This window comes from Bacillus sp. GW823-FHT06A11 (assembly GCF_058795355.1).
In genome coordinates this window covers 867,201-883,297 of record NZ_JBXAHS010000001.1, presented here as the reverse complement: position 1 = coordinate 883,297, position 16,097 = coordinate 867,201, and the positions used below count along the sequence as shown (strand labels likewise).

At 37.1% G+C, this 16,097-nt stretch carries 2 protein-coding genes; one reads left to right on the top strand and one right to left on the bottom strand.

Translation table 11 applies throughout. The annotated features are described in order from the left end of the window. Window positions 1–68: 68 nt before the first annotated feature. Complete coding sequence (locus tag AC1Q8L_RS04270) at window positions 69–15,101, bottom strand: cell surface protein (RefSeq protein WP_492339408.1); 15,033 nt, start codon at window positions 15,099–15,101, stop codon at window positions 69–71. 128 nt (window positions 15,102–15,229) lie between these two features. Between AC1Q8L_RS04270 and AC1Q8L_RS04265 the strand changes: the two genes are divergently transcribed. Next, a complete protein-coding gene (locus tag AC1Q8L_RS04265) occupies window positions 15,230–16,090 on the top strand; it encodes a GNAT family N-acetyltransferase (protein WP_000571021.1) in 861 nt (286 codons plus the stop codon). Window positions 16,091–16,097 lie beyond the last annotated feature (7 nt).

The following is a 16,097-nucleotide window of genomic DNA, read 5'->3' as shown; positions in this document are numbered from 1 at the left end:
GAATATAGGTAATGAAAAAGAGATTGTAATTTGGTTTCAACCAAACTACAATCTCTTTTTTGTTTCAATTACTTCCACCAAATCCAAGTCCAAAGGTAATTTCGTACATTTCGAGGAGTAATACGAATGAAGCGCTCACCGTCAAAGAAGCAATTTAAATTTGGAAGTGTTTCATCTGGATTTTCTGGAACAAAGGTGACGATGTTTTCGTTACTTGTAACGGTTACTGTAATTGGTGGGTCGGTAGGTGAGACTTGAAGTTGTAACGAAATATTGGCCGTATTTTTAAATTCATTATTAACAGGTGGACTTATTACTTGTACTGTGAATAACACGATAATTGTTTCGTTTGGTTCCAAATTAGTAGCGACTAGGAAACCGATATTCGGATTCGCTAGTGGAGAGCGTTCACCGTTAATAAAGACAGTGCCGTTTATAAATTGTAAACCTGCTGGAATAGTATCTTGTAATGAAATATTTGAGAGTGAAATTTTGGAAGTATTCGTAATGCGCACCGTGTAATCAAAATATTGATTTAAATAAGCAGAGCTGAAGGAAGCATTTTTCGTGACTGTTGTAGTTATAAATTGAACTGGTATACGAACGATATTTGAATTAACAATGAAAGTAATAATTGGATCCTGTGGTGTCAATTGAAAGGCAGCGGTAACTGTTGCAGAATTTATAATTGTACTGTTTGAAGGAATAGAAGTTACGAGGACTTGAAATGTTATAGTTGCTACTGAATCTGCAGGTAAAGAGCCGATATTAATACCAGTGTCTGGACGAACATTTGGAACGGGAGTACCGTTAATTGTTAAGCTGTTTTCTATAAATGTTGTACCAGCTGGAATTGTGTCTATAACAGAAGTGCTGATTGTCGGAATTGGGGAGTGATTAAATACCGCTAATGTGAATGTAATGATATCTCCTATAACGACAATAGATTTGTCAGTTGTTTTTTCAATACGAACCATCGGATCAATGACTGTCGTTGTAACGGTATTTGTTTGCTTTGTAATTGTAATAGGTGGTTTTGTTGGATCAATGATAACGGTATAGGAAACAGAAGCATCGTTATTAATTGTAGGTTGAAGAGTAGAAGAAGATATTGTCACTTGGAACGTAATAAAGACAGAGTCATTAGGAGCAAGATTTCCTAACGTAATACCATTTTCAGGATTCTCATTAGGCTGATTGATTCCGTTAATCGTAACACTACCAGCAACAAAAGTCGTATCTATTGGTACGGTGTCTATGGCAAGAAGGTTTTCAATCGTTACATTACCGCTATTCGTAATCGTAATTGTATACGTCAAAGTTTGAGCAGGTAAGGCATTCGTTACATCAACAGATTTTATGGCAATGACATTATCATTTTGGACAGTAGTTGTGACGGTATTTGTTGTAGTCGTATTTGTAACAGGTACGTTATTTGGGTTGACTATATAGTTAAAAGTAGTAATTGCGTTGTTGTTTAGTTCATTTGGTGTTGGAATAGAAGTCACAGTTACTTGGAATGAAACGATAGCATTTCCATCAATAGTTATAGTACCAAGTGGTATGCCGCTTACTGGATTCGCTCCTGGAAGAGTTTCTCCGTTTACAATGACGCTATTTTCTATAAACGTAGTACCTTGAGGAATAATATCTTGAATGATCACATCATTTGTTGCAACATTACCGGTTTGATTTAGTGTAATCGTATATGTTAACGTATCACCAACCGTTGCAAATGCAAGGTCAACAGCTTTATTACTATTCAAATTTGCGTGATTAATTTCTGTTGCGGCAGCTGATGAAATAATAGTTTCGGTAATAGGTGGTCGATCTGGTACCGTGTATTCATATTTAATTGTACTCGTGTTAGAGATTGGATTTGTTTGTGGAATCGAAGTAACCCGTACTTGGAATAGAATAGTTGCTGTCGTATTAGGTGGAATGGTATCAATTTGTATACCGTTAAGAGGGTTGTCATTTGGCCGAGCGTTGCCGTTCACGATAACACTATTCTCTATAAAGCTCGTATTTACTGGGATGATATCTGTAGCAATAATGTTTTCTACTTGTATATTCCCATTGTTTGTAATGGAAATGGTATAAGGGATAATAGTTTGTAGGTCAGCATATTGGATAGGCGTTGTTTTTGTCGCAATTACATTAGCAGAAATAACTTCAGTGAAGGTAATATTGCTAGTCGATATTTGTTCTTCCACGTTTATTGTATAACGAGAAGTTGATTGATTTTGAACATGGCCGCTAGCAGGAAGAGCTACGACAGTAACAGAAAATGTGACTGGGATAGAAATATTAGGAGCAATCGTTCCTACAAGTATACCTGCACCTGGATTGGCGTTAAGCTGAGGAATGTTATTTACTAAAACGCTACCGTCAATAAAGGTTGTTCCATCGGGTATATTGTCTGTAAATACAACAGCAGTGGCATCCGTATTCCCTGTATTCGTTAAAGTTGTTGTATAAGTTAAAATGTCACCAATTGTTACAGAGGTCAAATCAACAGTTTTAAGTGAAACGATATCAGCATCATTAATTTGAACGAAAGTAGTATTGGAAGTAGTAGATTTTTGAATTGGTGCAAAGTCAGGATTGAAAATAAAGTCGTAGACGATGTTTGCAGTATTAGGTGTTGGATTTACAGCAGGTAAATTCGTAACGGAAACTTGGAATGTTATTGTAGCCATTTGACCTGCTGCGACATTAGGAATGGAAAAGCCGATATTCGGATCTGCTGCAGGAAGTACAGTATTGTTAACTATTACACTTCCTGGAATAAATACTGTTCCATCCGCTATAGTATCTGTAAAAAAGATGGAGTTAGTTGTAGTCGATCCATTATTTTGAATGAATACTGTATATTCAATGGTTTCATCAATGTTAGCTAATACAGTATTAGCGGATTTTGTAGCAATAAGAATAGCATCAATAAATTGTATATTTGTACTATTGGAAGAGGTTGTTTCTGAAATTGGTGGTCCGCTTGGGTCTGGTCGATACTCATAGTGAATGACGGCGATATTATTAATGTTATTTTGTGGCGGTATAGAGACTACGCTTACTTGGAACGTAACAATAATCGTATTATTTGGAAGAATTATATCAAGATTAATACCGGTAATTGGATTTTCGTTAGGTCTTGGTACGCCATCTACAAGAATGCTATTTGGAACGAATGTGGTGCCAGAAGCAATTGCGTCAAGTAGGAGAGTATTTGTAATAGGTATTGTACCGGCGTTTGTAACTGCGACTGTATATGTGATGATTTGACCGATACGTGTAATGGATCTGTTAGCGGATTTAATTGCACTAACATTTGCCGTTCGCACTTCAGTATTTACTGCATTTGATAACGATCTACGCTGAATAATGGGAGAACTAGGGTCAATTTGGTATTCGTACGAAGTGTCTGAAATATTAATGACTGTATTGCCCTCTGGTATATTTGTAAGTTGTACTTGGAATGAAATAGTGACTGTTTCATTTGGTTGTATCGTGCCGAGAGTTACTCCGTTTTCAGGATTAGCGCCAGGCTGAGTTACATTATTTATTGCTAAGCTATCCTCAATGAATATAGTACCTTCTGGAATGTTATCAATGAACACGGTATTGTTAGCCGGAACGGTTCCTATATTTTGTAGTGTATTTGTGTAGGTAATAATTTGCCCGATTGATATGAAATTTACATCCGCGCTTTTAACAGAAATAATATTTGCATTTTGAAGTGATGTTGTAACAATGTTAGAATTTGCAGAGCGATTTACTGGTGGGGCTGTAGGAATACTTACATATTGGTAAGTTGCTGAAGATTGATTTGCAATTTCGGTTTCAGTAGGTGGATTATTTGTTTGCACTTGAAATAGTATCGTTTTGGAACTGTTTGCTGGAATTGTTCCAATCGGTATTCCGTTTTCAGGATTTACACCTGGCTGAAGGACACCATTAATTGTGACACTATCGGGAACGAATGTAGTCCCAGCTGGAATAAAATCTGTGAAATTAATATTTATTGCGTCAACATTACCGATATTTTTCACTTCAGAAATATAAAGTATAGTTCCACCGATATCTACAGTTGTTGGATTGGATGTTTTAGTAATTGTCAATTGTGCTTGCACGAAATTTGTAATGACGATATTACTAGTAGATGTTTCAGTAATAGGCGGTTGCCCTGGGTCTGGTTGGATTGTATATGTTGTATTGGATTGATTTGTAATCGATTCTTGCGAGAATGAATCGTTAATAAGAATTTGGAACGAAATAAGATGAGTAGCGTTTGCTGCTAGGGTAGGTAAAGTAACACCTACATTTGGATTAGCACCAAGTATAGTTGTTCCGTTAAGTGTAAAACTATTTTCTACGAATGTAGTATTTTGGGAGATAGTATCTGAAAATATGAGATTAGTAGCTGGAATATTTCCGGTATTTTCTAGTGTTATTGTGTAAGTCAAAATATCACCTGTTGTTGCTTGTTGTGAATTGACTCCTTTTAAAGAAAGGATAGTCGCATCCGAAATTTGTGTGAAAGCAGGATTAGACGTAATTGTTCGAGAGATGATAGGGGCAGTTGGATCGGCGATAAAAGTATAGTCAATACGGGCTGTATTAGAAATTGGGTTCACGCTTGGAATAGATTGAACGATAACTTGGAATGTTACAGTGACGTTTTCTGACGGTGCGATGGAGTTTAATGGTATTCCTACGTTAGGATTGGCACCTGGAACGGAAACACTATTAATAGTTACGCTATTCGGAATAAATGCAGTTCCTTCTGGGACCAAATCTGTTAAAGTAACTGTATTTGCAGTAGTATTTCCGTTGTTTTGAACGACTACTGTGTAAGTGATTGTACCGTCAGTAGATTGTACGAGAGAATCTGTACTTTTAATTACGGATAACGATGCATCAACAACAGCTGTATTAACCGTATTAGACGAGGATGTTGCTGTAACAGGAGGTTGACTTGGATCGACAATATACGTGTAACTTGTAAGTGCTTGATTTATAATCGCTCCTTGCGGTGGAATAGAACTTGCAAGAAATTGGAACGTAATAGTAGCGGAATCACCTGGTGCGATAATACCAACTGGAATACCGAGAGTTGGACTTGCATCTGGAAGTGAAATCCCGTTGAGCGTAACACTATTTGGAACAAATAATGCTCCTTCAGGAACTCCGTTAATGAGTAATACAGAGTTTGCAGGGAAGTTTCCAGTATTCGTTAATGTTGCTGTATACGTAATTATATCCCCGATAGATACAATTGAACGATTTGCTTGTAAAACAGTTGTAACAGTCGCGTTATTAATTTGTGTTGAAGCGCTATTAGAATTTATTGTGCCTGTAACAGGAGGAGAGGTCGGATCAACGATGAATGCGTATTGAATAGATGCTACGTTTGTAATCGGATTTGAAGGTGGAGTTGATGTAACTATGACTTGGAAAGTAACGGTTAAGGAACTACCTGCGCTAACTGTTCCGATATTAACTCCGTTATTTGGATTTGCGCCTGGAATGGTATTTCCATTTACAGCAAAACTATTTTCAACAAAGGTCGTTCCAGTTGGAACTGGGTCTGAGAAATTTACATTCGTAGCGTTTGTATTGCCGTTATTTTGAATCGAAACTGTATAAGTGATCGTATCTCCAATATTTGCAAAGGCTGTATTAGCAGTTTTTACAGCTGAAAGTATGGCTGTATTAATAGAAGTAACGAAGACATTCGTTTCCACATTGCCAGGCTGAGCCAGTAATGCATTGCCTACGTTATATTGGAAGTTAACAAATCCTAAGTTTTGGAGTTCAGGTGTGAACGTTGTTGGATTACTTATGATTTGTACTTGGAATATGATTGTAACAGTTTGATTTGGATTGATTGTATTTATACCAACACCGTTAATAATCGAAGCGGATGGTAATGGAGTGCCATCAACAATAACTGATCCTGCAACAAATTGTGTCCACGATGGTAAAGGGTCTGAGAATATAGCGTTGTTAGCAGGAATATTGCCTGTGTTCGTAATAGTCGTTGTATACGTAATTGTATCACCAATCGTTGCAAAAGTTTTATCTCCTATTTTAATAGTATTTAAAATAGCACTTTCAATTTTTGTTGTAACGTTGTTAGAAATAATATTTTTTGAAACTGGAGGATTAGCTGGATTAACGATATGTTGAAAGCTAACGCTAGCTTGATTAGTAATTGGATTTATAGATGGAATTTCATTGGCGATAATGTGAAATGCTACGATGACAGATTCGTTTGGCGCGATATCACCGATTGGAACGCCTGTAATGATATCTGCATTTGGGATGCTAGTTCCGTTCAGTGTAAAGCTATTCGGTTCAAAGGAAGTTCCGTCTGGAATAAGGTCGGTAAAAATAACATTCGTTGCACTCACATTTCCGCTATTTGTAATTGTAACGGTGTAGGTAATATCCTGCCCGATATCTACCGTAGATACATTTGAATTTTTTTGTGCAGTAAGGATAGCGCTATTAATTTGTGTTGTCGTTGTATTAGATTGATTGGAAATTGTAATAGGTGGTTGGCTAGGATCAACGACATAATGATATGTGGTAGAAGCAGAGTTAGAAATGGGATTAAGTGTTGGAAGTGTAATAACAGTTGCTTGAAATGTAACGATTGCCGTATTACCACCATTAATGGAACCAATATTTACACCAGTTGATAAATCGGCGTTTGGAATGGTTTGCCCATTAACTGTGAAACTATTTGGAACGAAACTTAAATTGCTATCAAGAATATCGATAATAGTTACATCAGTTGCGGTCACATTCCCGGTATTAGGAAGGTTAAGTGTAAATGTTATTGTATTACCAACATCTGCAAAAGTAAGATTTGCTGTTTTGGTGCTAATAATAGTTGCGTTGTTTATTTGAAGAAGTGTAGTGTTGGAAGTAGCTGCACTTGAAATGGGAGGATTAACAGGATCAACAGTAAATTCATACGTCGTTGTTGCTGTATTTGGTGCAGGATTAATAGGTGGGATGCTGTTCACCGTAACTTGAAAGACGATACTATATATTTCATTTGGTGGAAGTGTTGCAAGTAATACGCCTGTATTTGGATTCGCATTCGGTTGTAAAACGCCATCGACCGTTAATGTGTTAGGAACAAATGTGAGTCCACTTGGTAATGCATCTGTGAATACTATATTAGTTGCATCGGTATTGCCTATATTGGTAATAGAAGTAGTATAAAAAGCAGTTTGCCCGAAATCTGCAAAGGATACACTTTCATTTTTCGTCATAGATAATATTGCTTCTTTAATTTGTGTTGAAACAGGATTACTAATTGAAGTTTCTGCATCAGGTGGTGAGACTAATTGGTACGATGTTGATGAGAAATTTACAATTGGGTTTTGGGTTGGTAATGAGGTCACATTTACTTGGAATGAAACAGTTACTGTAGCCCCAGCTGTTATCGGCCCAATATTTACACCGTTTGTTGGATCTGCACCACTTTGAGGAATTCCATTAATAGAAAATGAATTTGTAATAAATTTCGTTCCGCTCGACATAGCATCTGTGAAAATAACATTTTGTGCGGAGGAATTTCCATTGTTTGTTAAAGTGACAGTATAAGTGAGTGTATCTCCGATGTGGCTAAAAGCTTTATCAACTTGTTTCGATGAAAGAATGTTAGCAGTATTAATTGTAGTAAACGTTGTGTTTGAAGTAACATTTCTTGAAACAATCGGTGCATTTGGATCAGCGATAAATGTGTAAGAAGCAGTAGCGGAATTGGCAATAGGATTTTGAACAGGGGTAGAAGTAGCGGTCACTTGAAATGCTATAGATATTGAGCTGTTAGGGGCAATTGATCCAATCGTTATGCCTGTATTAGGATTCAATCCAATTTGTGTGATTCCATTTATTGTAACGCTGTCAGTAATAAATGTTGTGCCATCTGGTATAAGATCAGTGAAAGTAATATTCGTTGCATTTGTATTGCCGTTATTTGTTAAAATTGTCGTATAGGTAATGGTATCGCCTAGTGTTACAAGTGTTTGATCGACCGATTTTACCATCGTTATCATAGCATCTAATACTGGGTTTGTGACAATATTCGTTGAAGTAGAAGTAGTAGCAGGAGTTCCGTTTGGATCAACAGTATAAGAATATAAAATTGTATCGTTACCCATAATTGAACTTGAAGGAGGAACAGAAATAACATTTACTTGGAAGGTAACAGTTACTGTTTCACCAGGCGCGATATTTGGTATATTTACTCCGAGTGCTGGCTGTGCACCAAGCTGTTGGATGCCATTTATTGTGACGGAATCTGGTATAAAAGTAGTACTAGCTGGAATTGCACTTGTAAAAGTTATATTTGTAGCTGGTGTATTTCCTGTATTTGTAATAGTTGTTGTATACGTAAGTGTATCCCCGACGGAAATAATAGATTTATCCACACTTTTTTGGGTTGTTAATATCGCACTGTTAATAGTTGTCGAAACCGTATTAGATACATTCGTTTGTGATACGGCAGGTTGGCTAGGGTCGACCACATGTGCAAATTGTACAGAACTAAAATTAGAAATTGGATTTATACTTGGAATGTTTGTAACAAGTACATTGAGAGTAATAATGGCGGTTCCACTCGGATTTATATTTCCAATCTGAATCCCGTTAGATGGATTTCCGATTTGCTGTGTACCAGAATCGTTTGTAAGAGTACCAGATATGAATGTCGTCCCATTAGGTAAAGTATCCGTGAAAATTATATTTTGTGAAGTGACATTTCCAGGGTTACTTAATGTAATCGTATAAGAAATTGTATCGCCAATTGTAGCGAAAGTTTTATCTACAGATTTGATTGCCACAATTTCCCCAGAATTTATTTGTGTCGAAACCGGATTGGATGTCGTACTTCTTGAAACGAGTGGCAAGTTTGGACCTGTCATAAATTGATAATTAATGGAAGCGCCGTTTACAACCGGTGAGTTTGGTCCGCCTGGTCCAATTGTGAAAATTGGATTTGGAATGCTAACTACTTGCACACGGAAGGTAACGTTTATAAAATCTCCTGCAATAATATCCCCAATTGGTATCCCATTCGCTGGATTTACTCCAGGTAATAAAACTCCGCCTACTCGAACGCTATCCTCTATAAACACTGTATTATTTGGAATTGGATCTGTAAAAATGATATTCGTAGCAGTTGTGTTCCCTACATTTTCTAATAAAACTGTATACGTTAAAAATGAATTTCCAGGTGCTATGTCAGAAAAGAGTCGATCCACACTTTTCGTTGCTTGAATAATCGCTTCGTTAATTTGAACTAAAGTTGGATTACTTGTAGCTGTTTCTGTCACCGGCGGTTGGGTAGGATCAACAATGATCGAGTATGTCGTGCTAGACTGGTTCAAAGTTGGGTTTGTAACTGGTATTGAGCCAACGATAGCTTGAAAGCTAATTGTTGTCGTTCCTCCAACTGGAATTGAGTCTAAAGAAATCCCGCTATCTGGTCTAAATCCAAGTTGTGGGATGGTATTAATTTGTACGCTATCAGGAACGAATGAAAGTTCAGGTGGTAATATATCGATAAAAACAGGTGTGTTTGCGGCAGTATTTCCGCTATTGGTGAGGGTAGTTGTATACGTAATTGTATCTCCAACAGCAGCAAAAGCACTGCTTGCAGTTTTTGTTGCGATAACAGAAGCAGTATTTACTTGTGTAAAAGTTTTATTAGATTTAACTGTTCGTGAAACTGGCGGTTCATTTATATCTACAATAAAGCTATATTGAAGCGATGATTTGTTAGGGATTGGATTAGGATTTGGAATCGTTGTAATGTTTACTTGAAAACTGAGTATAACGGATGTATTTGAATTTATGTTGCTAATATTGATACCATTTTGTGGATTTGCATTAGGAATAGTTGTTCCATTTACCGTAAAACTATTTGGAATAAACGTTGTACCATTTGGAATTACATCTGTAAAAATGACATTGTTTGCGGTAGTATTACCGGAATTAGTAATGGTAGAAGTGAAAGTAAGTGTATCTCCAATAGTAGCGAATGTTGAATTGACAGTTTTATTTATAGAAAGAGTAGCATCAATAATTGGAGTAACCGTCGTATTCGTAATTGTACTACCAACAGCAGGAGATTGGTTTGGATTCACGGTATATTCATAATTTACAAGAGCATTATTTGTTAATGTGCCACTAGGTGGTATCGCTAAAATTTGTGCTTGAAAAGTAATGAATACAGTATCTCCTGGCGAAATATCTGCCAAGTGAACACCAAGTGATGGATCTAATCCTGGTTGTGGAACATTATTGATAGTTACGGAGTTTTGGATAAATGAAGCTCCTGCGCCAAGCCCATCTGTTAAAACAGTTGCACTAGCAGGGATATTACCTGTATTTGTTACTGCAATCGTATAGGTAACAATATCACCAATTGCAGCTGTCGGTGTATTCACAGACTTCGTAGCGACAATAGTAGCGTTATTAATTTGAGTTGTTATTACGTTACTTAACGTATTGGCGGATGTTGGAGGTAAGTTAGGATCTACGACATACTGGTACGTTGTATTGCTTTGGTTCGGGATTGGATTTGGATTCGGGATAGAATTTACTTGTACTTGGAATGAGATGATTGTATTTGCATTCGGATTTATTGGGTCGATTGCAATTCCGCTTGCTGGATTGACATTAGGCAGTGTATTCCCGTTTACAGTAACACTATTAGGAATGAACGATGTCCCGTTTGGAATTACATCTGTAAATATTACATTTGATGCAAGTGTGTTCCCGTTATTCGTTAAAGTAGTCGTGTACGTAATAATATCATTTACGTTAGCAAACTGTTTATCTGCCGATTTAGTAGCAGCAATTGAGGCGTTATTAATAGTTGTCTGTACAGTGTTAGAAGCAACCATCTGCATCACAGCGGGTTTGGATGGATCATACGTATATTGGAATGTTGTGCCTGATTGATTTGTAATTGGGTTTACAGCAGGGATAGTTGGTACAAAAACTTGGAATGCAACGGTGCGTGATGAATTCGCTCCTATCGTACCAATTGAAATGCCGTTAGCAGGATTTGCATTAGCTATAGGGACATTATTAATCGTTACAGTATTAGGAATGAAGAGGGTACCCGTTGGAATAATATCTGTAAATGTTACATTAGCAGCAGGGATATTCCCGTTATTCGTTAAAATAGTCGCATATAGTATGACATCACCAATATCAGCGAAGTTTGTACTCGTTAGTTTTGTAGCAACAATATTAGCAGTATTAATTTGTGTAGTTACTATATTGCTAGCAGTGTTTCTAACAAGAGCAGGTAAGTTTGGATCAGCGATAAAGCTATATTGAAGTGAAGCGCTGTTTTGAATTGGGTTTGGTGAAGGTAGCCCATTTGCACTTATTTGAAAAACAATCGTTGTAAAACCACCCGAAGGAATGGAGCCGACTTGAAGACCGGTACTAGGGTCTGCACCTAGTTGTAAAGCACCACCTATAAAAATACTATTTGGTACGATAGTGGTGCCATTAGGGATTATGTCGGTAACGATAACATTATTTGCTGTAGTATTGCCAAGATTAGCTAAAGAAATTGTATATGTGATTGGTTGCCCGACATCGGCGATAGTTAAATCTACTTCTTTGACAATCACTACATTTGCTAAATTAATTTGTGTACTTACAGTGTTACTTACAGATGTTTCTATAGTTGGTGGATCGCCCGGATTTAGAATAAAGCTATACTGTGTACTAGATGAATTTAATGTTGGGTTTTGTGTTGGTAAAGAGGTGACGGTTACTTGATAAGAGACAGTAAGTGAGCCATTAGCAGCAATGGAAGGTAGTGGAACACCTATATTTGGATCTGCGTTATTTTGAAGTACACCATTAATAAGAAAAGTGTTTGGAATAAAGGTAGTACCGTCTGGATTCGTATCTACGAAAGTAGGGCTATCAGCAGAAACACTTCCTGCATTCGTCAAAGTAACAGTATAAGTTAATATATCCCCTACGGTAGCGAACGCTCGATCCACTGTTTTGGCTGAAATGACATTTGCATCGTTTACTTGAGTAAATGTAGTGGTTGAAGTAGTGTTCTTACTTACAGGTGAAGTGTTTGGATCAACGATAAAGTTATAGGAGATGGAAGCGCTATTTGAAATAGGGTTTGGATTTGGAATGCTAGTTATTACTACTTGGAATGAAGCTGTAATTGTAGTATTAGCATTGATGTTACCAATATTGATGCTAGCTGGTGTAACGCCTGGCTGAGTAACACTGTTAACTATAACACTGTTTGGGACAAAGGCGGTTCCATTCGCAATTGAATCAGATAGTAATATATTGTTCGCTGCAACATTTCCATCGTTAGTAAGGGCAAAGGTGTAAGTTAATACATCACCAACTTCCGCAAACGTTTTATCTACAGATTTATTAACGTGGAGATTTGCTAGTCTAATTGTTGATGTAACAGAATTAGAATTTGCTGTTTTTGAAGTCGGTGGCAAACTTGGATTTACAGTGTAAATATAAGAGGCGAAAGCGTTATTAATGATAGGATTTTGGGCAGTGATGTTAATGACTGTTACTTGAAAGGATAAGGTAAAAGTAGCTCCACCAGGAATTGTGCCGATAGGTAAAGCAACGAGAGAATCTACATTCTGCAAAACCCCGTTTAGTGTTACAGTACCAAGAGTCAATATCGTTCCGTTTGGAAGTGGATCTGTTAGTTGAACGTTATTAGCGGCTGCATTTCCACTGTTTGTAATAAGGATTGTATAACTTATCGTTTCGCCAATTGTGGCAAATTGTTTGTTAGTTGATTTTGTTAATGTTAAATTCGCATTGTTAATTTGAGTGGAAACGAGATTAGAAGAAATGTTTTTTGTAACGGGAGATTGGCTAGGGTTGACGGTATATTGATAAGAAGCGCTTGATCCGTTAGATACGACATTTGACGCGGGTATTGTGTTTACTACTACTTGAAATACAACATTTTTTATTGTGCCGCTTGGGATGGATCCAATGTTCACGCCGGTAGCGGGATTTGCGCCCACTTGTGTCGTGCCATCAATTGTTAAACTGTTTAGAACAAAAGTTGTTCCAGTAGGAATGATATCTGTAAAAATAACATTGTTCGCATTTGTATTACCTGTACCTGTAAAGGAAACGGTGTACGTTAGTGTATCACCAATATCTGCGAAATTTTTATCTACTGCTTTTGCCATTGTTACAGTGGCGTTATTCACTTGAGTAGATACGATATTGGTCGTATCAGTCCCACTTACTGCAGGTTGATTTGGTACAGGAATGTATTGATATGTTGTTGTACCACTATTTAATATTGGATTTGTTTGGGGGATAGAAGGAACGAATACTTGAAATGAAATAGTAGTAGTAGAATTTGCGGCAATTGATCCAATTGATATACCATTAGCGGGATTTGCGCCAGCTTGAGTAACTCCGTTCACAGTTACACTCCCTGGAATGAAAGTAGTCCCGCTAGGAATCGGGTCCGTATATATAACATTTGTTGCAGCGATATTTCCTATATTAGCTAAGGCAATACTGTAAGTTAATGTTTCACCAATATCGGTAAAAAGTTTGTTAACTGATTTTGTTCCATTAATATCTGCCAGGTTAATTTGTGTTCCAGCAGAGTTGCTTGTTGCAAGACCGTTAAAAGTTGTTCCTCCGGCAATTGGTGTATATTGAAATGTAATATTAGCAGTGTTAGAGATAGGATTTTGACTTGGAAGAGAAACGACAGTAGCTTGGAAAGTTACTGTGCGAGAAGCACCATTATTAATTGTTCCAAGTGATATACCAGCCGCGGGATTTGCATTTGTTTGTGGTATGTTATCTACTGTTACAGTGCCGGGTATAAAAGAAGTACCGTTAGGGAGACTATCTATAAAAATAGCGTTATTGGCAGGAAGAAGTCCAGTGTTAGGGATAGTAACTGTATAAGTGAGAATATCTCCAATTGCAGCAACACTTTTATTTACGCTTTTCGTTGCTTGTATATTTGGTGAGTTTATATTAATTTGTAAGCCTACTGTATTCAACATATATGCGTCTCCGTTAGTAGTTAAACGGATTGCGGCGGATACTTGTGAGTTTGTTAAATAAGGAGAAATATCAATAGAAGTAATATCCCAGCCCTGTCTTCCAGCGGAGATGTTTGTACCTGTAGAAGCACTTTGATTTCGCGTTCCAAATGTCCCAGTTGTATCTAAATTTCCTGCAGCATTATTAACTTGAGAACCGAAGAAATTATTTACAGCATTATTTGGCCCAGATAAAGCATTTAATGAACTGAAATTTGGTCCAAATAAAGCTTGATCCCCTATTAAATCTGCATCTCCTTCAATAGAACTTAAAAATAACCTCCCGCTTACAGGTCCTCCTGAAGGTGTTAAAAATCCAGAAACAGCTACATCTGCACTACCGGTATCAGCAGAAACACGGTTACCCGCTACATAAATGGTTAAGTTTCTTGCTGGCAATGTCCCGTTTTGATAAGCGACGATAAGCGTCCATCCAGCCGAATTAATTGTTCCATTAGAAGCATCTATAGGATCTACAAGTCCAGGAACCGCGCCTGTAGTATAGGAACCAGAACCTCCCGCTTGAATAAGGGTTGTTACGTCTGCTGAACGAGTGTAAAATCCAAATGTAATAGAGTTTGAAACGAATGTTTGGTTTGAAGCCGTAACAGCTGAAGGGGTAATCGAGTATGTTGAAATAGGTGTTGTAAAAGAAACTGGGTTTCCTAATACACTCGTAATGTTTTGATCACGAGATAAATAGTTTCCACCCCAAACGAGTTCTGCGTAAAGAATAGTACTACCAGCAGGGATATTTAAAATAGCGGTAGAACTATTTTGTGTATAGTTTAACGTTGTACCAGCAGGAAAAGTAGGTACTTGTAAAGCAGTATTCGTAGTTGCGAATGCACCAATTGCCCCGATTGTACCAGCACGGTTTTGATTACTAATTTTGCTTAAGCCTAAAGTATTTCCAGTAATAGCGAGTGCGCCGTTAGTGGTGGTAGAAAATCGATTCGTAATGGGCATGTTGTCACCTCATTTACAATATAAATATAGTCTTGGTCAAAATAACATATGTATGTGACAAATGAATGGAAACATGTACAAGTTGATTTAGTAATAATGATTTAAATGTCTAGATAAGGGGATGGAGTATGATTGAATTGGAAATTAGGGTGGAGCGTCTTAGGAAAGAACAAATAGGCGATATTGTATCGTTATCTTCTTATATTGGCTGGGATTATAACAGAGAAGAAATTGAAACAGTTTTTAACACAGGTATTGTATACGGCGTATGGAATGAGCGAAAGGAACTTATTGCTAGCGCAGCAATAATATTATACGGGGAGGCGTTGGCATCTATCGGAATGGTAATTGTACATCCAGATTATAAGGGAAGAGGAATAGGAAGGGTGATAACGAATTCATGCATGAATAGCGTATCAGCTCAAACTCCAATTATGCTTATTGCTACGGATGAAGGGAAGCCCTTATATGAAAAATTAGGATTTAGGGTAGTAAGCTATGTTTCTAAATATATTTGTAACTCGTACAATGCGAATCATAAATGTGCAGAAAATGAAGAATATATGATGGTTTATAGAGAGAGTGATTTAGAAGGAATAATAAAAATAGATGAAGGCGCATTTGGGACAAGCCGAAACGGGTTTTTAAAACAAAGAATTATGCAAAGTGAGCGGTGTGTCGTTGTAAAGGATACGAAAGAAAATGTAGTAGGATACGGTATAAGTATACAAACGCCAGAAAATAAAATAATAGGACCAGTCGTTGCTAAAAATAATGCGATGGCAATGAGAATAGTACATGATTTAGCAAGAGGGCATAATGGAAAATTAAGAATGGATGTACCAGAAGGAAAGAACGATTTTATGAAAGAATTAGAGATTGCTGGTTTTAAAAAGGTGAATACACCACCAATTATGATGAAAAATAGTAATCGGTTATTAAAAAGAAATGGTGAACTATATAGTATTGCAGCGCAAATTTTTGGATAAAAAAAGA